Genomic DNA, 22,099 nt, shown 5'->3' with positions numbered 1-22,099 from the left:
AATAAGAATTGATGGATATATTATTATTGTACATAGTATTTTATAAGTAAATTGATATATCTTTTTGAGAGGTGAGAGTTTATGAAACTAGCAGAAGCATTACAAGAACGATCTGATTTAAATTATAAAATAAGCGATTTAGAGCTTCGCTTAACTCAAAATAGTTTAGTGCAAGAAGGGGAAGTACCGAATGAGAACCCTGAAGAACTTTTGAAAACATTAGAACAATGTGTAAATAGACTTCAAAAATTAATTGCAGATATTAATTTAACAAATTGCAAAACTATTATAGAAGGTCGATCTATTACTGAAATCATTGCCGAAAAAGATTGCGCTGCTTTGCGTCTAACTGCTTATCGAACATTGGCATCTAGCGCAGGTAGTATTAATTTCCGTGCGAGAGGGTCTGAGATTAAGCTAATGCCGACCGTGAATGTGGCAGACGTCCAAAAAGAAGCTGATCATATCGCAAAACAAGTCCGCTTATTAGACAATCTATTGCAGTCTGCTAACTGGACAACTGAATTGATTGAAAGCTAATAATAGTTGGTAGTTTGAAACAGGGTGGACACAAAAACTTTTGCTTTTACCAAGCTTATTATGAATACATTCATGGGGCGAATGAAAATCTACGGTGTAGGCCTATTTGCGCACAAATGTATTGATACAATTTACAATGTATAACCATGTGTCAACTGTAAAAATGAGGGTGGCGTTTGGGGACTATATTTCTAGCAACATATACACTGATATGATAGTATTTTGTTTTTTTAGAGATAAATAGGAGAGAGCTGTTTAAACTTGCAGCAATTCCTCATAACTAAGGTTTAAAAAATCATGAAAAAAGAGCTGATAGCGTTATAGCTATTAGCTCTTTTCTATTGGCCCGTACGTCCCTAGATATTGTATTTTATAACGTCTATTATTCTAAATCGTCAAAGTCAAATGCTGCCGCTTTTGTATAGTTTGTAACTTTTGCTTCGAAGAAGTCAGTTTTTGTACTATTCAAGTTGGAGAAGCTTTCAATCCATTCCATAGGGTTTTCCTTGATTTCAGGATATAGATGAGGCAAGCCGATTGCTTCTAAGCGGATGTTTGCAAGGTATTTGATGTAACGTTCGATAAGAACATTGTTAAGGCCGAGGATTTTATCATCAGTGATGTACTGACCCCAAGCGATTTCGTTCTCTGCACCTTGGCGAATCATGTCCGTAATTTTCGCTTCTAGTTCAGGTGTAAACAAGTCAGGACGTTCACGACGTAACTCGCGAATGATGTTTTGGAATAATACGAGGTGAGTTACTTCATCGCGGTTGATGTATTTGAAGATTGTGGATGTAGCTGTCATCTTACCTTGGCGTGCTAATGTGTAGAAGAAGCTGAAGCCAGAGTAGAAGTAGATGCCTTCTAAGATATAGTTAGCGATGATTGTATGAATAAGGTTTGCTTCGCTAGGATCATCGCTGAAACGTTGGTATGCATCGGCGATGAAGCGGTTACGTTCAAGCAATGTTTTGTCTGTACGCCATTCGTCATAGATTTTGTCACGTGTAATCGGATTTGTTACAGTGTCCAAAATGTAGGAATAACTTTGAGCGTGAATTTCTTCTTGGAATGCTTGGATATTCAATAAGGATGCCACTTCAGATGCTGTAATATAACGGCTCAAATTAGGCAAGTTTTCAGATTGAATGGAATCAAGGAAGTTCAAGAACGCAATGATTTTATCGAAGGCACGACGCTCGTAATCTGTTAAGTATGGGAATTGTTTAACATCTTCGTTCAAGGAAATCTCTTCTGGAATCCAGAAGTTGTTGAGCATTGTACGGTACATTTGATTTGCCCAGTCGTACTTGATACGGTTCCATTCGCGAAGGTTTGTTGTGTTGCCGCCAATCATAGATTGCGTGCCACGTTCACCATGTTCGTTGAAAATCAGTTTTTTCTCCATAGTAGGACTCCTTTATACAATGATGCGACCTATACGGCTATAGGTCGTCATCAGATTTATAGTGCTGGTGAAAGTATCCTTCTCGAAATCGGTACTCTCTATTTATAGTGAATAGGTTTTGCAAAATATAGCAATTATATTTTCAATATTAGGAGGAGCAGCTAGTGCACTCATCCATTTCAAGGGATTGGTTACGGATGTAGTAGATAGTTTTGATTCCTTGTTTGTAGGCTTCTACGTAAAGGTCAAGAATTTCTTTCGCTTTCATTTGAGGCGTGATATACAAGTTGAAAGATTGTGCTTGGTCAATATGACGTTGACGCACGCCACAAGCTTTGATGGACCATTGTTGGTCGATTGTATGCGCCTCTTTGTAGAGCCAGAATGTTTTGTCGTTTAAATCTGGTGCCGTTTTTGGTGTGAAAGAACCTTTCTTTTCTTCGATGAAGAATTTTTTGAAGATAGGGTCGATACCAGCTGTTGTATTTGCAATGTTAGATGTAGAACCTGTAGGAGCTACGGCCATTAAGTAACCATTGCGGATACCGTATTTTGCAACGTCTGCAGCGAGTTGTTTCCAACGATCAGATGTGTAGCCACGACGAGTGAAATATTCACCAGTTTCCCATTCGGAACCTTTGAACGCAGGGTACGCACCTTTTTCTTTAGCAAGCTCCATGGAAGCTTTAATCGCATAGAATGCGATGTTTTCAAATAATTTGTCCGCAACTTCGATATGTTCATCGGATTCCCATTGGATATCGTGGTTTACAAGGTAGTGGTGGTAACCAGAAGTACCAAGACCGATAGCACGGTATTTATCAGAAGTCATGCGAGATTCTGGTACTGGCGCTTGGTTGATGGAAATAACATTGTCTAACATGCGAATTTGAAGGGCAATATTCTCTTCCAATTCTTCGTCCGTAATGCGGCCAAGGCTGATGGAGTTTAAGTTACATGTAACCATGTCGCCTGTATTTGTTTTAGTAGTAATTGTACCATCTTCATTGATGATTTCTTCAGCTAAGTTAGTGAAGCCAACGTTTTGTGCGATTTCGTGGCACAAGTTAGACGCGTAAATCATACCTGCATGTTTGTTAGGATTTGCAGCGTTTACAGTGTCGCGGAAGAAGATGAATGGTGTACCAGTTTCAACAGCAGAACGCATGATTTTTTTCATCATATCTAATGCTGGTACTTCGATGCCGTGTAAGTTAGGATCTTGTTCACATTCGAGGTAACGTTTTGTGAATTCTTTATTGTCATCAGTATCGTAATAGTCCTCTAAGGAATAGCCCTTTACAGCCAAGATTTCATGAGGGTCGAAGAGGGTGAAGTTTTCACGAGCTAACATACGTTCCATGAAGATATTTGGAACGGAGATAGCAGGGAAGATATCGTGCGCTTTGCGACGATCATCACCATTATTTGTACGAAGCTCTACGAATTCGTAGAAGTCTTTATGCCAAATATCAAGCGTTACTGTAGCGCCGCCTTTACGTTTACCCAATTGGTCTACCGCAACTGCAGTATCATTGTACAAGCGGATCCAAGGAATAACGCCACCAGAGGAGTTTTTAAAGCCGCGGATATCGGAGTTCAATGCACGAACTTTACCAAGGTAGATACCAAGAGCACCACCGTGTTTAGATACGCGAGAGAACTTGCTATTTACGTCGTAAATGGACCATAAGTTATCATCTACACCAGAGATAAAGCAAGAGGACAATTGGTGGAATGGTGTACCAGCATTTGCCAAAGTAGGTGTAGCTGTCGTCATTTTTAATTGACTCATCAAATCGTAGAATTTCTTAGCGTATTCTACTTTATTTTCCCCTTCTACAAGAGCCAAATGCATTGCGATAGCCATGAAACGTTCTTGCGGTAATTCAAAGATTTCTTTGTTGAAGCCTTTTACTAAGTAACGGTCAGCCAATAATTTGAGACCTTCATAGTTGAAGAGATAGTCGCGCTTAGGTTTGATGTAATCGCCTAATTCTTGTAATTCGTCAGCGGTGTATTCTGTAACGAAGAAGTCTGCGTATTTTTTCTCTTCTACAAGCATGTTTACAAGATTTGGAAAGTTGCCGTAGCCAAATGCTTTGTAACGACGAGTAATAGCGGCTTCTTTATAGAGATCGAACAAGAATAGGCGGGCTGCTACGAACTGCCAATCTTGGTTCATTTTATTAACTTGGTTGCCGAAGCCGTCGTCTTTTTTAGATATAACTTTTTCGATAGCTGTTTGGACTAAAGTTTTTTGAATTTCTTTAGTGGTCATGCCATCAACGAATTGCAACTTCGCATCCATTTCCAATTCTAGTGGATCACAAGAATCTAACCCCAAACATGCGAAGGCTATCATTCGTTTCGTTTTTTCAACGGACAACGGCTCGAAATGGCCATCCCGTTTCTTGATCATAATCTCCATTACTGTTCCCCTTGAGAGCAAAAAGTCATAAAACTGTTAATATAGTCGTATAAGCATATATAAGATTAGAATGAATTATATAAATTATCTTTAAGTTGAGTCTAATCAGAAAAATAAGAAAACTACTATATATGGTAGTTTTCTTATCTAGCTTATACATTATGTTACGATTATAGCGAAAAATTTCTATATAATCAATATTGACATTTGTAAAATTTTTAATATAGTTTCGCAAAAAATGTTGATATGGTTAAAGATGCCTTAAATTACTAGCTTTCATAATTAATTATATAATACGCTAAAAATAATTCTTCGTGCACTGTCTTGATATGCGTAGTAGGAGTGGATTAAGAGTTTGTATCCCGTGCCTTCTATAATGACTGAATCTGAAGCCGTTTTTGGAACAGTGAGAAATTTTTCATATATATGATGAACTTCGGTCACGCCATTGGGGCGGGATACCTCTAAATCAAGACCTTCATTGATGAATCTAAAGTTGATAGATTCATAGGATGCTGTTGGTATGTCAGCTGTATTATCAGCAGGCTCACGTACTTCTAATTCGATGTTAGAAATGAATTTATTATATCCTACAAGCGAAATAACATGAGGTTCTTCAACGGCCGTAAAGCTGATAAACTGAATATTTCGTTCCTTATATATTTCCGTTGCTCCTAGTTTTGAAGAATCCCCCTGTATAATCGTCCTGCCATAGTCTGTAAAATCAGGGTTAAATGTTTCTGTAATAGGCAAGTATACGTGCCATTGACCGTCAATTTTTGTATAGTTTGTAAACTCTCGATGGGATGTGTAACCGATAAAAGGCATTAAAAGGACTGCACCTAGGGCGAGTGCCATAATCGTTGTATGGATCGATGGAGTCAAACGCTTTACAAAGGAATATACGTTATGTGCTAAGAAGATTAGATTGAATGCGGCTACGTAAATCGTATTGAGCCAGAGTACAGGCTCATTTATTACGCGTTTGCCAATCAGGATTAGGCACAATATTGTAATCGTAATAAATAAGAAACATAGGATCCTTTGTGTCTTGCTGCTTTCACTAGATCTGAAACTAACCAAGTAAAATAGATAGAAAATGGCTACATACGGATAATATGTATAAAGGAACCGCGCATCTTCGCGGAGGCCTAAGAGAATCAATACCAAGTAGATATTAGCTAGAATACCTGTAATGATGGAAGCCTTTGGTAGTATGATTCCAAAAACAACATTATAGAATGTATTTGGTTCTGGTGGTCCATCAGGCTCCTCTTTGTAAGTGCACAGCATGGACATACAGATAAATATATTAATAGCGGCTAATACTTTAAAGATTAGATCATCAAAGGTAAATGTTTTGTTCAGAATGATGAAGAAAAACCATAGAGTCATGATTATGACGACATTATACAGTGTTGATGTAACAATGGTAATACCAATCCGTTTCAGGCGATTGATGATTTCGCCAATGTAGTATTCTCCAGGCGATGTAAAATATAGAGCAATCATAGAGTACAGCCATAGATATGATATGTTTTCTGTGGCTAGCTCGATGCCTCGTATGTGATGGTACGTTTCATGAATCGTATATAGACCAACGCTGATGCCTATGCTTAATAATGTATATACTATGGAGTACTTTCGATCTCGTGTTATATATGATTGTAGTATGACGATGAAGAAATACAGCCCATAGAACCAAAGGTCTATATCGGCAAACCAATCTTGCTCTAGATAAAACGGTGTACATGAAAATACGGCAATTAATGCTAGTAATATAGGTGACTGTGTAGATAGGTCCCGCAGCGAAGACCATAAATGTGTAATTGCAAATTTCATAGATTCTCTCCCTCTATAAAAATAAATGACCCCTCTTATATGTAGTATACATGTTTTCTAGTGAAAGTCCTATGAGGTTTTACAGGCGTCTGAATATACATTACAATAACATTAAGAGCTAGTATTTATAGAAAAGAGGTCGTTCACATGGAGTTCTCTTATTTTTTACCAGTACATATCCAATTTGGTTGGGATAAAGTCGATAGTGTTGCTGATTTTGCTAAGCCTTATGGCAATAAAGCGCTAATCGTAACAGGGCGGACAAGTGCCAAAAAATCTGGACTATATGACCGTGTGACAGCAAAACTTGATGCGGCACATATTGAACATGTGTTGTTTGATCAAGTGGATGCCAATCCCTTAACGACGACTGCATTGGACGGCGCTACTTTAGCTAAATCTGAAAGCTGTGATATGGTTATTGCCATCGGTGGCGGCTCTATCATGGACTGTGCAAAAGGCATTGCATTTATGTCCGTTAACGAAGGTGACATTAACGATTATATCTTTAATTGTAAAACCAGTGATAAGGCGTTGCCTCTTATTGTAATTCCTACAACCTGTGGTACCGGCTCCCTGTGGTACCGGCTCCGAAGGTAATGGATTTGGTGTACTTACTAATCCCGAAACAGGAGACAAGAAATCCTTGCGATGTAATGCCATCGTACCAAAAGTATCCATCGTAGATCCCGCAGTGATGGGCACAATGCCGCCCCATGTATTGGCATCTGTGGGCTTTGATGCACTCTGTCATAATATCGAGGCGTATACTTCTAAAACGGCACAACCTTTTACCGATGCATTAGCTCATTATGCTGTAACTTTGTTAGCACAATATCTTGTGCCTCTATATAAACATGTGAAAGCAATGGCTGAAGGCAAATCAGCTGTTCTCAACGAAACTCAACTTACAAAAGCTTGGGAGTCCGTTACATTGGCTAGCACAATTGGAGGCATGGTTATTAATACCGCCGGTGTAACACTTGCTCATGGCATGGAACATCCTGCTAGTGGGCTTAAGGATATTACCCACGGTGTAGGCCTTGCCGTTATTGAACCTGTTGCAGTGGAATATACATGGAGTGCAAACCCTGATAAGTTTGGTGCCTTAGCTCGTATATTCAACCATGGAGATGGCTCCGAACTAAGTGAAGCACTGCGTTTAATCGTACATGAGTTAGACCTTACCACAAACCTTACAGAACTAGGTTTTACGAAAAAAGACATCCCTTGGCTCGTCGATAACGTATACGTCGTAGCTACAGGGAATATTGCTAATACAATGGCTGAAATTAGCCGTGAAGATATAGAAGTGTTGTATAAAAAGATGTTTTAAGTGTTGTCATAAAAGGAGAGAGTTTTGTTTCAAGGATTTTATGGCCTATTAACGGTTATGCTATGTGTGTTGTTTGCAGTTGTGGTAGCGCTATTTAACATAGCACCTATTACATACATGGTTTTTGGTATAGCCATAGTATTGAGTGTGTTACTGCAATATGGTCGCTTTAAGAAACGAACCATATCTGAAAAAGCCCATAGCCGACTAGCTTGCGGTTTATTTATTGTCATAACCCTTAGTATATCTTGGCTTGTAGCTGATTGGCTTAAGTATGATACTCAAACGACTCGTGATCAAACTGATGGTTTTGAGTTTAGTACGATGGATTGGAAACGTGGTTGGCCTGATAGTGATGAATTACCAGAAGGATTAAAGCGTCCTAGTGTACTTCCAGAAGGGATTATTAGAGCCTCAGCATCTGGTGATGACTTAGCTTGGGCGGGTGCATATCCTACGAAATATACCGTTTTAGAAGGGGACCCTGCAGTTATTGCACAGTATGAGAAAATTGCAAAGGCACAAGCTACTTATCAAGTACAAATCGATAAGCATGGTGTTTTACGTGATTTAAATACGGGAGAACGAAAAACGTCAATATCTCATCCGAGTGAATATAATATTATTGAAAGTATAAATGAAGAGCCAATAAATCTACCTAAGCGAGATTTTGTTGAATGGTTGCGCTTTGCACCTAGAAAAGAAACAAAAACGGTGGTTAATCAAAGTACTAGCTCCGTTCGTAATCATAGACTATATGTATTTGTAGATAATGGTGATATAAAAAGGCCTCATTTTGTAGAACTGTTAATCAATGATGATGGGACTCGAGCTGTGTTTTATCAGTCGAATTAAAATACTTAAGACTTTTACAAATTCGATTGTAGAGAGTGTATATGCGACAGTGTTTAATGTATTTAAAGAATTTGTTTACTGAGCCTCCATATAGAAAAAGTATATGGTTCTTTATAATTATTTGGGTACTAACATTTTTGTTTTCGGATGAGATATCATATTCTGGGTTATACTATCTGATTTTGTTAGTAGCTACGATTGTGTTATTGTTTGAAAAATGTGGAGTAATTGATAGTGAGAAAGCTATACGAAAAAGATTTTTAACATATTTTTATGTAATCTTTTTTCTGTGTATGCTTCCCACATTAGCTGTTAATTTAGCATTTTCTGCTATAGGGGTATCTCATTATGATACAAAACAGTGGCACTCTACATGGCCCTCATCTAAAGCGGGGTATATTCCGGCTCCATTACAAACACCTAAGTCTTTACCAGAGAGCTTGAAAGTGGTTTCTTCTGCTGAGGTAATTGGATTGGGTGGGAGTTATAGTTGCTTGGTATTAGATGGTGATGAAGCTACTATTTCACAGTATGAGGAAACTGTTAAATCTCATGCTTGGTATTCGTTTGTAAATGGCAGGAAAAATGATAGTACCTTTAAAGCACTTAATTCATTTACATATCCAAAGGATAGAAATTTATTAGTTAGTGACGTGAATGAATATTATGAGATTATTACCGTTCAACGACAAAACTGGAAATTATTTCCCTGGGTAATTGATGGTACACAGAGTATCGGTGATGATCCTAAGGAAGATTATTATTATAGTACTCGGATATCAGCTGAGAAATATATAGTATATGTTGTTTACCATAACTTTGATCATGATCAGCCTAGAGTCATTTACTTTATGTTTAATCCAGAGCGAACGCGAATGATTACTGTAGATATAGATATGTATCATTAGTTTTTATTAGAATGTCTATAAAAAATTGAAATAATACTTGAATATATTATAATGTGTTCAAATATTGGAATTGACAATTTTAAATCATATCTCTATAATGTGAATTAAAGAGAGACTCGGATATTCACTGTCCCAGCCCTAGGGCTGGGGTTTCTTTTTATAGTCTCATATAGTTTAGTTTGTAGAGAGGTGTTATCATGGCAGATCAAAACAACAAAAATGTCGATGCCCTAGCGCAAGAGATTACCTTGAAAAGTCGTGGACAAGGAAAATTGCGTCAGTTCATTTTATGGATGGGAGCTCTCATCATAGGCGCTATCTTAGGATGGCAACATATTCCGGCTTTAAATGAGCTCTTTAATTTTATTGCAGCGATCTTTACCCGTTTGTTTCAATTTATCGCAATTCCAACCGTATCCTTAGCAGTAATTACTACATTATCCATGCTAGGTGCTAAAAAGGATACAGGTCGTATCTTTGGTCATGCCGTAGTGTATACTTTGCTAACCACGATTTGTGCAGCAGCTGTAGGACTTGGCTTATTCCTGTGGATTGCACCAGGTAATTTGCCAATTGATGTAATCGGTGCCGGTGCGGCTCAAGTGCCTGAAAAACTTGGCAATGTTACGTATTACGATCATTTCTTATCTGTTATTCCAAACAATATCTTGCAACCATACTTACAAGCCAATGTATTGTCTGTAATGTTTATTTCTGCTTCCGTTGGTTTAGCCTTTGCGTTCATGCCACGCACTGAAAATCGTGAAGCGGTGTTGAAAGTCTTATTTGGTTTACAAGAATTACTATTTACATTGATTAAAGCATTACTTTATGTATTGCCAATCGGTATCCTCGCCTTTGCAGGTCAATTATCTGCGCAAATCGAAGCGGGCGTAATTGTTGGTGCTTTAGGTAAATATACGGCTGTTGTTATCGGTGGTAACTTGATCCAATTCTTTATCGTAATTCCATTGTTCTTGTTATTCCGCGGTTTGAACCCTGTGGATGTATTCCGCAAAATGTCCCCAGCCGTAGCCGTTGCGTTGTTTACTAAATCTTCTGCTGCAACATTGCCTGTTACATTAGCATCTGCTGAGGATAATTTGAAAGCTCATCCTGCAGTAGCTCGTTTCGTATTGCCAATTTGTACAACTATTAATATGAATGGTTGCGCAGCTTTCATTCTTGTCACATCTTTATTCGTAATGCAAAATGCGGGAATGGAATTGACTATGGGCACAATGGTGGCCTGGTTATTTATTGCTGTTCTCGCTGCGATTGGTAATGCGGGCGTTCCAATGGGTTGTTATTTCTTAACCTTATCCTTGATGAGTTCCATCGGTGCACCAATTGGTTTGCTTGGTATCATCTTGCCAATCTATACGATTATCGATATGATTGAAACCGCTGAAAACGTATGGTCTGATGCATCTGTATGTGCCATGGTTGACCATGACCTTCAAGGTAAATTGGACGACTCTAGTGGCGACGATATGCCTCAATTCCAAGGTGCTTAATTCTAGAGGGAAAAGAAGCGTAAGAAATACATCATTATATAGATAAAAAAGGTTATCCTGTAAGGGGATAACCTTTTTTATCTACTAGAGTAGTTGTAATTGTGTAATGATAATTTCGATTAGAAATAATGCCGTTAGAATACTATATTTCAAAACTAAATTATACTTCTAAAAACTAATAATAGTCACATTACTAGATATGCATTTTATGTTATACTTTCAGATAGAATAATATCGAATTAATAGAAGGCTAGTTGGCATATTAGGTGCGGATTAGAGAATAAAATGAAAGATAAGTCAGTATTACCGATAGAGAAACAATTAAATAAATTTCTCCAACCAAAATGCCTTATCCCAGGTGGTCTTGGTTTATGGGAAATATATTTCCGTAAGATTTGTACGGCATGGGGCGAGATTAATGGTGAAATTCGACCACAGCATATCATATTTTCTGCCGATAATGGTTGCAATATAGAAGGCTATGTGGGCTATAACTATGAGGTGACACAAAAGCAATCCCGTAATATGTTACTCGGTCGCTCGTCAGCCACACAATTTTGCAACTTTAATAATATTCCTTATGAGGTCGTGGATGTAGGCATTGCCTCAGATGATGGCATCGGTGTGAATCGCAAAGTAGCGAAGGGTACAAAGAATATTTTGAACCATCCTACCATGGCTGAGGATGAATTTAATAGCGCCTTTCAAGCTGGATATGAACGGATTCAACATTATGTAGAACAAGGAATCAATCTGTTCTCCTTTGGTGAAATGGGCTTGGGTAATACAACAACCTCTGCTTGTGTTTTGTCTGCATTAACTGGAGCTAAGCCAACGGAAACCGTGGGCCCTGGTTCCTGGCCAGACAAACCAGAGCTGATGAAGCGTAAAATTGATTTTGTTCGGTCTGTTTTAGAGCATCATAAGAACAATATGGCTTCTGAACATGAGCCTGACCGAGTTCGTAAAATCGTAGCTCATGTTGGGGGCTTTGATATTGCCGCTATTCTTGGGGCGATGCTAGCTTGTGTAGATTTTGAAAAGCCTTTTGTTATTGACGGCTTTATAACATCTGTGGCAGCTGCTTGTGCAACGCACATAAACGCTCGTATTAAGGACTATGCATTGCCATCGCATTATTCTAAAGAAAAAGGTACGGAAATCGCTTTGGCTGAGGTGGGGATCACTCAAGACATGGTTCCTATTCAAGCACAAATGTCGATGGGAGAAGGCACGGGGGCCATCTTGATGGTTCAAATGCTAAAAACAACGCAGCATATGTTTGTAAATGTGGGCACCTTTGCAGAGCTGATGAAATTATAAGGAAGAAGAATGGAAATAAATAAATACTTTGATATACATTTTGAGCGAGCCGATGATGCAACCATTGCTAAAAGGTTGATAGGTGGGGCTAAGATTAAGGGACCTGCTTTGGTTATCCTGATCCTCTCCATGTTTATTGCCTCTATTGGGTTGAATATGAATAGTACAGCCGTTATTATTGGTGCTATGCTTATATCGCCGTTGATGGGACCGATTCTAGCAACTGGCTTTGGCTTCGCTACGCTTAATTTTACAGTTGTGAAAAGTGCTATTTTAAGATTGTCCTTACAGATTATGATTGCTGTTTTGGCATCTGCTTTATATTTTTATATTTCCCCCGTTCAGACAGTTACATCTGAACTATTAGCGCGTACAGAACCGAATATTTTTGATGTATTCATTGCTATATTTGGTGGGTTAGCTGGGATTATTGGTCAAACGCGTAAGACCTTAGATAATGTCATACCAGGGGTAGCGATTGCGACTGCACTTATGCCACCACTGTGTACGGCAGGATATGGACTGGCTAATGGAAATTGGCATTATTTCTTTGGGGCTGGGTATCTATTCTTTATAAATGCATTTTTCATCTTCTTTGCATCTTTTATTGTTTTAAAAGGTGTATATAGTTTGCCATCCCATAAGCAAGCAGAAGAGATTAATCGTCGTAATCAGCTAATATTTCTTGTGATTGGTCTTATTATGGCTATACCAAGCATTTATGCAGGCTATGATATGACCATCAAGTATTCTGAGTCAAATCATATAGAGCAGTTTATTAAGACCAATATTAATCAAGATGGGCGTCGACTAGTGATTGATTATTCATTGGACCGAGTGAATAAGCTAGTAGATATAGTAGTTGTAGGAGCTCCTGTGACTTCAGAGGAACGATCCCAGTTGGATGATAAATTACAGAAAGACGAGTATTTGCAGTCTTATGCAGTGCGATTTGTTAATAGTGTAGATGAGAAAAAATCTGCTGTGGATAAGACGAGCTTGAATAAAGCCTCGGAGGATCATGAAAAATATACAAACTTGAGTAATCTGTACCAGCCGACTTATCAACTAGTAAGTGAAACTATAAACACTATGAAAACGACAGAAGCTGAAGCAAAGGCGTTATTCCCGTTTGTAAGCAGAGTGGAAGGCATGCCTTTGATAGATAATTTAGAACAGCCTAAAGCGAATCGCTATATGGTGATTATCCATACCGCGTCCACTGTATCTGATGCAGATTCGGAACGAATAAAAGCTTGGTTAGAGGCTAAATTATCAGCACCTGTAACTATTTCTGTGGAGCAAACAACGTCAACTTTATAATTGAATCTTTTGATTTTGATTAGATTGTTTATTATATAGAGCGATATTTATAACGGTACTAAGTTTGATTGTACCTATTAGGTATATTACCTAGTAGTACGGGGAATCATCTTAGTACCGTTTTTATGTACTTGGCATAGCTAAATGTAATTACTCTTATCTTGCTATAGTTTAAAGTTATATCCATGGATATATAAAAACTATTATACGAGTAGGATTTAAATTGCTATACTAACCACATCGAAATTATTAAATAATTAAATGTAGATACAGTGTAAGAATATATAGATTTATTAACATATCTACGTGTGTTGTATACGCATGAGTCCTCGTCAATAGATGTAGGTGTTCATCGTAGATAGGAGGATTACATGAAAAAATGGTTAGCATTAGCAGCGACGGCCGTACTAGGCGCGTCCTTATTGATTAGTGGTTGTGGTTCTTCCACAAATGACGCAAGTTCCAGCAGTGCTGGTAGTTCTAAAGCAGAGGTGTTAAAAGTGGCAGCAAACCCCGTACCTCATGCTGAGATCTTAAATCAAATTAAACCTTTATTGGCTAAGGAAGGTGTAGATCTTCAAATCATTGAATTTACAGACTACATTCAACCAAACATGGCATTATCTAGCCATGAAGTAGATGCAAACTTCTTTGCTAACGTGCCTTACCAAAATAACTTCAATAAAGATCATGGTACAAACTTCGTAAGCTTTGCACCAGTTCACATCGAACCATTAGCTATTTACTCTCAAAAAATTAAAGATTTGAAAGATTTGCCTAATGGCGCAAAAGTAGCGATTCCATCTGACCCGACAAACAGTGCTCGTGCACTTCTCTTGTTGCAAAGTGCAGGTCTTGTCACATTGAAAGACCCAACTGGTTTGACTAACACACCGTTTGATGTGACTAGCAACCCTAAAAACATTCAAATTACAGAGTTGGAAGCAGCTCAAATTCCTCGTTCCATTCAAGACTTAGATGCAGCTGTAATCAATGCTAACTATGCATTGCCAGCAGGTCTTAATCCTACAAAAGATGGCTTATTCGTAGAAAAAGCGGATTCTCCATATGCAAATCTTCTTTCCGTAAACCCTGGTGATGAAAATAAACCAGCTATTCAAAAATTAGCTAAAGCATTACAATCTCCAGAAGTTAAGAAGTTCATCGAAGATCATTACAAAGGGGCTATTATTCCAGCGTTTTAATCAATGATCGTTAATAACATATATGTATTTAATACAATACTCTCTCATGACATAACTTTATAGATACGAATAAGATATACTATCTTATGAACTAACCCCCAAATTGGAATCCATTTTGGGGGTTAGTTTTTATCTATTGCATATTGTCTAATGCAGTTAATATATTTGATTTGTCCTGTTATGTTGCAAAAGTTACGTTATTTTTCATTGTAAAATGGTATAATATTTTTTACATCCTATTATATATATGACTTTGTAATTTAAATCTTAACATATTTTCTATAACATTTTAGATATAGAAATAACTTAGATTTTAACTGCTGTTGTTGTATAATAAAGATAGGATATTTAAAAATTTAGATATTTTGGTGAAAGTATTATATCCTTATCTAATTTAATTTTTATTTTAGATGCTTAGTACAGTATATATGTTGTACATATTACATGTGAGACTTTCACAAAAATAAGTATGGTCACTTAGGTGGTCATACGGTCGTTAAAAAGAGAGGTATTTATGCAGCACATGCTACGCATGGGGATTGACGTGGGGTCTACAACGGTTAAAGTTGTATTATTGGACGAACACGATAATTATTTGTATAAAAAGTACATACGCCATTATGCAAACATATTGGACACAGTATATACCTTGCTACAAGAGGCTCAAGTTGGTCATGAAGACGCTCTTGTTCATGTATGTATTACTGGTTCTGGTGGGATGGCTATGGCCGAAAAGGTGCGCATCCCATTCGTACAAGAGGTGATTGCTGAAACGCGAGCTGTAAAAGCCCTCTATCCAGAAACAGACGTTATCATCGAACTTGGTGGTGAAGATGCGAAGGTTACGTATTTAGGTCAAACTGCGGAACACCGTATGAATGGTTCCTGTGCTGGTGGTACGGGTGCTTTTATCGACCAAATGGCGACCTTATTGCAGACAGATGCATCTGGTCTTAATCAATTAGCCATGAATGCTGATACGATTTATCCAATTGCGGCACGTTGTGGCGTATTTGCTAAAACAGATGTACAAGCTTTGTTAAATCAAGGCGCATCTCATGAAAATATTGCAAAATCCGTATTCCAAGCAATTGTAAACCAAACGATTGCTGGCCTTGCATGCGGACATAAAATCGAAGGTAATGTAGCATTCCTTGGCGGTCCATTGACATTCTTATCCGAGTTGCGCCAATGCTTCTGCGATACTTTAGAGTTGGATGAAGCGCATCGCATTATCCCTGAGAATGGTGAGTTGTTCATTGCTTTAGGGGCGGCATTGATGAAAGATGAGTGCCGTGAGATCACTGTCGGTCAATTGACAAAGGAAATCGGTGCACTTATCGGTATTCCTATGGAAGCTACAGACCGTGTCGATCCGCTATTTAAGAATGAACAAGAATTAGAAGAATTTCGTGCTCGTCACGCTAAGGCGGTAACGCCAAAAGCGAATATTGAGGATGCTCAAGGTTCTTGTTATCTTGGGATTGATGCTGGTTCTACTACGCTAAAGGTAGTACTCATTAATAGTAATAAGGAAATTATCTTCTCTCACTATGGTCCTAACCATGGTAAACCGTTAGAAAAATCTCGTGAAATCATCGAGAAAATATATGAATTATTGCCAAAAGGCGCCTATATTGCACACTCTGGCGTAACCGGCTACGGTGAGGCCTTTCTTAAACGCGCCCTCGGCATCGATATAGGCGAAGTAGAAACGATGGCTCATTATCGTGCGGCTCGATTCTTCTGTCCTGATGTATCCTTTATTTTGGATATTGGCGGTCAAGATATGAAATGCTGTAAGGTTCGTGATGGGTATATCGAAGATATCGTGTTGAACGAAGCTTGCTCATCTGGTTGCGGCTCTTTCATTGATACATTTGCATCTGGTCTACGAATTCCAATCGATCAATTCGCAAAAGAAGGGTTATTGGCACCTATGCCAATCGACTTAGGCTCTCGTTGCACCGTATTTATGAACTCTAAGGTTAAGCAGGCTCAAAAAGAAGGTGCTACGGTACAAGATATCGCGGCAGGTCTTGCTTATTCTGTAATTAAAAATGCCCTTTATAAGGTTCTCAAGGTGAAAGACCCTAAAGAATTAGGCGATCATATCGTTGTACAAGGTGGTACGTTCTATAACGAATCTGTTTTGCGTGCCTTTGAGAAATTGATGGGCGTAGAGGTGATTCGCCCTGATGTATCTGGTTTGATGGGTGCATACGGTATGGCTCTTCTTGCCGCGGAAACGGCGGAAGAGTTGCAAAAGGGTGAAAGTACATTGCTAGATAGTGAAGGCCTTAATTCTTTACAAGTATCTACGACAATGCGCAATTGTGGCCTTTGCCCAAATAACTGCATGCTTACTATTAATGCCTTCTCCGATGGTCGTACGTACGTAACGGGTAACCGTTGTGATCGCGGTGCTGGCGATATGATCCAAGAGAAACGTAAACCAGTTCCTAACTTGGTAGATGTAAAATTACGTCGTTACTTTGATTACTACTTGAAGAAAAACATTCCAGAGTTTGAAGGTAAAATGCGTGTAGGTATTCCTCGCGTTCTCAACATGTATGAGGACTTCCCATTCTGGTTTACATTCTTCAATAGCTTGGGTTATGAAGTAATCCTTTCAGATTATACGACTAAGGATCAATACAATAAGGCTATCGATACGATTCCATCCGATACGGCTTGCTATCCAGCAAAAGCTGTTCATGGTCACATTCGCGACTTAGCGAATGCACAGGTAGACTTTATTTGGTACCCTTGTATTCAACATGGCCCTAAGGAATTTAGCCGCGACAATAATTACCATTGTCCAATGGTTATTTCCTATCCAGAACTTATCAAAAATAATATGCAAGAGGTTTTGGGCGATACTCCGTTCCACGTACCATTCTTGCCGCTAGCTGATAAAAAAGCCCTTGTTCCGGCCCTTGTGAAAGCATTGGATTTCTTAGGCGTAAAGAAGAAGGATATTGCTAAGGCTGTAGACCTCGCTTGGGAAGAGCAGGAAAACTGCAAAGCGTCTTACCGTGAAACGACAAAGAAAACTGTGTCTCGCCTCGTGGCAGAACAAATTCCGACAATCGTATTGGCTGGCCGTCCATATCATTTAGACTCCGGTATTAACCACGGTATTCCTGAACTTATTACATCTCTTGGTATGGCTGTTCTTACAGAAGATGGCGTTGCCCCATTAGGCAATGAAATCAAGCATTTACGCGTTGTAGACCAATGGTCCTACCATAGTCGCCTATATCGTGCCGCTGAATTTGTAAGTAGAACTGAAGGATTCCAAATTGTAGAGCTTAACTCCTTTGGTTGTGGATTGGATTCTATCGTAGCAGATCAGGTAAAAGATATACTTTCAGCAAACCACAAAATCCATACCTTGCTCAAAATCGATGAAGGTACAAACCTTGGAGCCGTGACAATCCGTTTGCGATCCTTGCAATCTGTAATGGAACGTAGTTTGCGTCGTCATCATAATCCTGAGGCGCCGGAAGAGGTAGTGGTAGAGAAATTACCAACTTACGATTACAATCGCGTTGTCTTTACAGAAGAAATGCGTAAGACTTATAAAATCTTGGTACCACAAATGTCACCATTGCATTTTAGCCTCTTAGAGCCAGTTCTCAAAAATGAAGGATATGACTTTGAAATGTTGCCAGCGCCTACGCGTGACGATATCGAAGTGGGTTTAAAATACATTAATAATGATGCATGTTACCCAGCGATTATCGTTGTAGGGCAGCTCATGTCCGCACTATTATCCGGTAAATATGATGTAGATAAGACGGCTGTTATCATCTCTCAAACTGGTGGTGGTTGTCGTGCTACAAACTACATCGGTTACTTACGTAAAGCATTGATTGATGCTGGTATGAAACAAGTACCTATTCTATCTCTTAATGCGAGTGATATGGAACGCCAACCAGGCTTTAAGTTGACAAAAGGTTTCTTACATCGCATGATTCAAGCTGTTGTATACGGTGATGCGCTCATGCAATGTGTTCTTGCCACACGGCCATACGAGACAAATCCTGGTTCTACCGATGCATTATGTGATTATTGGATTAAAAAATTACGTGATAATATTACATCTGCCAGTCTTCGACAATATAATAAGTACATCAAAGAAATCATCCATGATTTTGATAACTTGCCAATTAATAAAGATGTACAAAAACCTCGTGTTGGTGTCGTAGGGGAAATTTACGTTAAATTCCATCCAAGTGCTAACAATCATATTAATGAGCTTATCGAAAAGGAAGGCGGCGAAGTCGTTACATCTGGCTTGCTAGATTTCTTCTTGTATTGTGCAATGGATAGCACATACCGTGCTAAGCACCTTGATGGTACATGGCTATCTGGCTTCTTTGGTACATTGGCTCGTGAAGCCCTTGAGCTCTACCGCTTGCCATATGCAAAAGCCGTAGCAGCGTCAAAACACTTTGACCCGCTACAACGTATGACAGAAGTAGCAAAAGAAGCAGCTCAATTCATCGGACTTGGTAACCAATGTGGTGAAGGCTGGTTCCTCACAGGCGATATGATCGACCTCATCGAAAAAGGAGCTAAACAAATTGTATGCTTACAACCATTTGGTTGTTTGCCGAACCACGTAACAGGTAAAGGTATGGTGAAAACACTATCCGCTGCCTACCCAGACGTGCGAATTGCGGCTATCGACTACGATCCAGGATCCAGTGCGGTTAATCAAGCAAACCGATTGAAACTACTACTATCGACAATGTTCGAGTAAGTAGTTAGTGTATTGCGAATTTTTGCTAAACTAATAGTTGTGTAACTCGATGGAGCTACTGTAAATAAGTGATAAGGTCTCTTACATTTTATAATGGGGCCCGAATACAACTGCATATTACTAGTATAGAAAAAATACAGCCCTCTCTTGGCTCAGTACGTCACTACGTTCCGTAAAATCGCTGCAGAGAGGGCTGTATTCTTTTCTATATACGCTAATTATGAAGATGTCCCATTATAAAATGTAAATGATTCAATCTACTGTATATCTAATAGCTCCATCGTTTTTTTATCTCATTATTCACAAAAAATTCGCAATACATCTAACGGAAAAAGAGGAGAGAGGGCTGTGTTCTTTTCTATAAACGCTCGCTATGAAGATGTCCCATTGAAAATATAACTGGATAGAGGAGGGGGGAGAAATGTGGAGATGTGCCTATGGCACATCTCCTTTCTCCTACAATCAGTTGTGTAGGTGGTTTTCGTTATTATGCCTAGGTGTTTGTAGAGTTAAAGAATTAATCTATTTTGAAATATGCTTGTAAAGTCCCACAATGGGACGCCTTCACAGGTAGTATTAATATAAATAAGATTCCCCTTTACGAAGCGATTTTACGAAGTACTGAGCAAGGAAAGGGGGATCTTATTTATATACTAATATTATTCTGTTGTAGTCGGGCCCCATTGTGGGGCTCATACAAATGTATAAAAGAGATTATTCTTTTTCTACCAAACCATATAGGCACAATAAGGAAAGCACTGCACATACTAGCATTGTAATCCCCATGGGAATCCCCGTATATTCCCCACCAATACCAACTAATGGAGATACGATTCCTGCAGAGAACATGCTAGCAAAGCCAAGTACTGCAGAGGCACTTCCAGCCATTTTACCGTATTTAGCCATTGCCATAGAGAAAGAGGCAGAGCCAAATAGGGATACTGTACATACGGTAAAGAATAGAATGGTCGTTACAGGAATAAGTGGCCATTCGAAAAGCATAGCTATTAAGAATAGCAAGGAGCCGATTGTTAGTTGCCAGAGGGCAAATGTTAGTAATTGTCGAACTGTGATTACATTACTTAATCTAGCGCTTATGGCACTAGCTAAGATAATACCACAGCTATTGATACCAAAGAGATAGCTAAATTCTTGTGCAGATAGTTGGAAGATGTTTTGGTATACAAAGGATGAACCTGAGATATACGCAAAGAATCCACCAAAAGCAAAGAATTGGATTAGTGTTTGCCCAAGGAATGGTTTATCTTTCATCAGCGTAAGATAATTTTTTACAGATGTAGTGATACCACCTGCAATACGTTTTTCTTTGGGTAAACTTTCACGGAAGAGAAGAGAACCTACTAATAGAATGGCTGAGAATACAGCGAGGATAATAAAAATAACGCGCCATGTAGTAAAGAGTAGTAATTGGCCACCTACTAATGGTGCAAGTACTGGCGCAAGGCCATTAACCATCATAAGTAATGCAAAGAGTTTGGTTAATTCCTGACCAGATGCAAAATCTCGAGCGATAGCCTTCGCGATAACAACGCCAATAGATCCTGTTAAGCCTTGTAAAAATCGACCTAGTAACAGTATTTCAATACTAGGTGCGTAGGCACAGATGATACCAGAGATGACACACAGCAAATTACCAACGATAAGGGGGAGTTTACGCCCCATTGTATCACTAATGGGGCCACCAAATAGTTGTCCTAAGGCGACACCAAAGGTCATAACACCTATGGTCATTTGAATATTAGAAGCTGTTGTATTCAGCTCCCCAGGCATAATTGGTAATGCCGGTAAATAAAGATCTGTTGCCAAGGGTGTAATCGCCGTCAACAGACCGAGGAATACTACTAAGATGAAAGAGACTTTAGCAGAGCTTTCTTGAGTCATAAAACCCTCCTATATTAAAGTGAGAAAAATAAAAGTCTGCGAATCGCACTTCGCAGACTGCATTAAATTTTATCTTATAATAAAATGTATTGTAACATAATTGTATGGATTATTCTATAGATTTATATGTAAAAGCTTTTTCTATTTTGGTCTGTATATACCTCTAGCCTTTATATACTATTTTACTTAGGTTAAATTTTTGTATTTATATATAAAATATTTTTGTGAGTATATAAATAATAACGTAGTGTATAGTGTTTGAGAGGTGGTTGTATATCAAAAGTTTGAGTTTGATGTATTTCGATTTATAGATTTAAATAAATATACAGAGTAAATCTAAAAAAATCAATATAATTTATCGTATATAGGAGGTTATTATGAAAAAGTTTATGAAAGCCTTGGTATTGGCTACTGTAGCTGCTGTTGGATTGACAACATTTGCGTCTGCTCAAGGCATTGGTGAGCAAGAGACGTTAAATCGTGCATTGGCACGCGTACCAGGAGCAACACAAGCTAATGTAACTGAATTTGGTCATGACTATGATCATGGTAGATTGGAATACGAAGGTGAAATTCGATACAATGGTTACGAATATGACTTTGAAATCGATGCAGCTAGTGGCAACTTCACAAAATGGGAAGTTGAACGCAAGTATTTCTAATTATATTTAGTAAGAATAAAATATAGTATCTTAATACAAATAAAAAGAACAGCTCATTACGAGCTGTTCTTTT

At 38.5% G+C, this 22,099-nt stretch carries 13 protein-coding genes and 1 pseudogene; 10 read left to right on the top strand and 4 right to left on the bottom strand.

Annotation, left to right across the window (positions count from 1 at the left end; translation table 11 throughout):
• Positions 1 to 81 precede the first annotated feature (81 nt).
• Complete coding sequence (locus AAAT26_RS06470) at positions 82 to 540, top strand: DIP1984 family protein (protein WP_004694959.1); 459 nt, start codon at positions 82 to 84, stop codon at positions 538 to 540.
• A gap of 382 nt (positions 541 to 922) precedes the next feature.
• On the opposite strand, the gene AAAT26_RS06465 is transcribed toward AAAT26_RS06470, so the two are convergent.
• From AAAT26_RS06465 to AAAT26_RS06455, 3 genes are all read right to left on the bottom strand, one after another.
• Positions 923 to 1,951: a ribonucleotide-diphosphate reductase subunit beta gene (locus AAAT26_RS06465; RefSeq protein ID WP_004694963.1), complete on the bottom strand. Its 1,029-nt coding sequence runs from the start codon at positions 1,949 to 1,951 to the stop codon at positions 923 to 925.
• Between the two features lie 148 nt (positions 1,952 to 2,099).
• Positions 2,100 to 4,382, bottom strand: coding sequence for a ribonucleoside-diphosphate reductase subunit alpha (locus AAAT26_RS06460; protein ID WP_077707666.1), 2,283 nt, complete (start codon positions 4,380 to 4,382; stop codon positions 2,100 to 2,102).
• A 282-nt stretch (positions 4,383 to 4,664) separates the two neighbouring features.
• Positions 4,665 to 6,224, bottom strand: coding sequence for a hypothetical protein (locus tag AAAT26_RS06455; RefSeq protein WP_316058483.1), 1,560 nt, complete (start codon positions 6,222 to 6,224; stop codon positions 4,665 to 4,667).
• A gap of 147 nt (positions 6,225 to 6,371) precedes the next feature.
• On the opposite strand from AAAT26_RS06455, the pseudogene AAAT26_RS06450 reads away from it, so the two are divergent.
• The 8 genes and pseudogenes from AAAT26_RS06450 to AAAT26_RS06415 all read left to right on the top strand — a co-directional run bounded on the left by AAAT26_RS06450 (position 6,372) and on the right by AAAT26_RS06415 (position 19,462).
• Positions 6,372 to 7,560 (top strand): annotated as a pseudogene (locus tag AAAT26_RS06450) (iron-containing alcohol dehydrogenase).
• Between the two features lie 24 nt (positions 7,561 to 7,584).
• A complete protein-coding gene (locus AAAT26_RS06445) occupies positions 7,585 to 8,415 on the top strand; it encodes a hypothetical protein (protein ID WP_349209004.1) in 831 nt (276 codons plus the stop codon).
• A 41-nt stretch (positions 8,416 to 8,456) separates the two neighbouring features.
• Complete coding sequence (locus tag AAAT26_RS06440; RefSeq protein WP_316066584.1) at positions 8,457 to 9,323, top strand: hypothetical protein; 867 nt, start codon at positions 8,457 to 8,459, stop codon at positions 9,321 to 9,323.
• Positions 9,324 to 9,520: 197 nt separating this feature from the next.
• The gene (locus AAAT26_RS06435; RefSeq protein WP_316066585.1) at positions 9,521 to 10,840 is read left to right on the top strand and encodes a dicarboxylate/amino acid:cation symporter; all 1,320 of its coding nucleotides are present in this window, start codon (positions 9,521 to 9,523) and stop codon (positions 10,838 to 10,840) included.
• Positions 10,841 to 11,125: 285 nt separating this feature from the next.
• Positions 11,126 to 12,163, top strand: coding sequence for a nicotinate-nucleotide--dimethylbenzimidazole phosphoribosyltransferase (locus AAAT26_RS06430; RefSeq protein ID WP_349209003.1), 1,038 nt, complete (start codon positions 11,126 to 11,128; stop codon positions 12,161 to 12,163).
• Between the two features lie 9 nt (positions 12,164 to 12,172).
• Complete coding sequence (locus AAAT26_RS06425) at positions 12,173 to 13,486, top strand: DUF389 domain-containing protein (RefSeq protein ID WP_316066588.1); 1,314 nt, start codon at positions 12,173 to 12,175, stop codon at positions 13,484 to 13,486.
• Positions 13,487 to 13,857: 371 nt separating this feature from the next.
• A complete protein-coding gene (locus AAAT26_RS06420; protein WP_008714880.1) occupies positions 13,858 to 14,691 on the top strand; it encodes a MetQ/NlpA family ABC transporter substrate-binding protein in 834 nt (277 codons plus the stop codon).
• 514 nt (positions 14,692 to 15,205) lie between these two features.
• Positions 15,206 to 19,462: an acyl-CoA dehydratase activase-related protein gene (locus AAAT26_RS06415; RefSeq protein ID WP_349209002.1), complete on the top strand. Its 4,257-nt coding sequence runs from the start codon at positions 15,206 to 15,208 to the stop codon at positions 19,460 to 19,462.
• Between the two features lie 714 nt (positions 19,463 to 20,176).
• Here AAAT26_RS06415 and AAAT26_RS06410 read toward each other — a convergent pair.
• Complete coding sequence (locus tag AAAT26_RS06410; protein WP_287533220.1) at positions 20,177 to 21,364, bottom strand: multidrug effflux MFS transporter; 1,188 nt, start codon at positions 21,362 to 21,364, stop codon at positions 20,177 to 20,179.
• Between the two features lie 377 nt (positions 21,365 to 21,741).
• On the opposite strand from AAAT26_RS06410, the gene AAAT26_RS06405 reads away from it, so the two are divergent.
• Positions 21,742 to 22,026: a PepSY domain-containing protein gene (locus AAAT26_RS06405; protein WP_316066599.1), complete on the top strand. Its 285-nt coding sequence runs from the start codon at positions 21,742 to 21,744 to the stop codon at positions 22,024 to 22,026.
• The last annotated feature ends 73 nt before the right edge of the window (positions 22,027 to 22,099 follow it).

It is taken from the genome of Veillonella parvula (assembly GCF_040094895.1).
Classification (GTDB): Bacteria; Bacillota; Negativicutes; order Veillonellales; family Veillonellaceae; genus Veillonella; species Veillonella parvula_L.
This window is presented reverse-complemented; position numbering and strand designations above follow the sequence as displayed.

Coding starts and splice junctions, on each gene's coding strand:
- AAAT26_RS06470 (WP_004694959.1), top strand. CDS start 82: ATGAAACTAGCAGAAGCATTACAAGAACGATCTGATTTAAATTATAAA.
- AAAT26_RS06465 (WP_004694963.1), bottom strand. CDS start 1,951: ATGGAGAAAAAACTGATTTTCAACGAACATGGTGAACGTGGCACGCAA.
- AAAT26_RS06460 (WP_077707666.1), bottom strand. CDS start 4,382: ATGGAGATTATGATCAAGAAACGGGATGGCCATTTCGAGCCGTTGTCC.
- AAAT26_RS06455 (WP_316058483.1), bottom strand. CDS start 6,224: ATGAAATTTGCAATTACACATTTATGGTCTTCGCTGCGGGACCTATCT.
- AAAT26_RS06440 (WP_316066584.1), top strand. CDS start 8,457: ATGCGACAGTGTTTAATGTATTTAAAGAATTTGTTTACTGAGCCTCCA.
- AAAT26_RS06435 (WP_316066585.1), top strand. CDS start 9,521: ATGGCAGATCAAAACAACAAAAATGTCGATGCCCTAGCGCAAGAGATT.
- AAAT26_RS06430 (WP_349209003.1), top strand. CDS start 11,126: ATGAAAGATAAGTCAGTATTACCGATAGAGAAACAATTAAATAAATTT.
- AAAT26_RS06425 (WP_316066588.1), top strand. CDS start 12,173: ATGGAAATAAATAAATACTTTGATATACATTTTGAGCGAGCCGATGAT.
- AAAT26_RS06420 (WP_008714880.1), top strand. CDS start 13,858: ATGAAAAAATGGTTAGCATTAGCAGCGACGGCCGTACTAGGCGCGTCC.
- AAAT26_RS06415 (WP_349209002.1), top strand. CDS start 15,206: ATGCAGCACATGCTACGCATGGGGATTGACGTGGGGTCTACAACGGTT.
- AAAT26_RS06410 (WP_287533220.1), bottom strand. CDS start 21,364: ATGACTCAAGAAAGCTCTGCTAAAGTCTCTTTCATCTTAGTAGTATTC.
- AAAT26_RS06405 (WP_316066599.1), top strand. CDS start 21,742: ATGAAAAAGTTTATGAAAGCCTTGGTATTGGCTACTGTAGCTGCTGTT.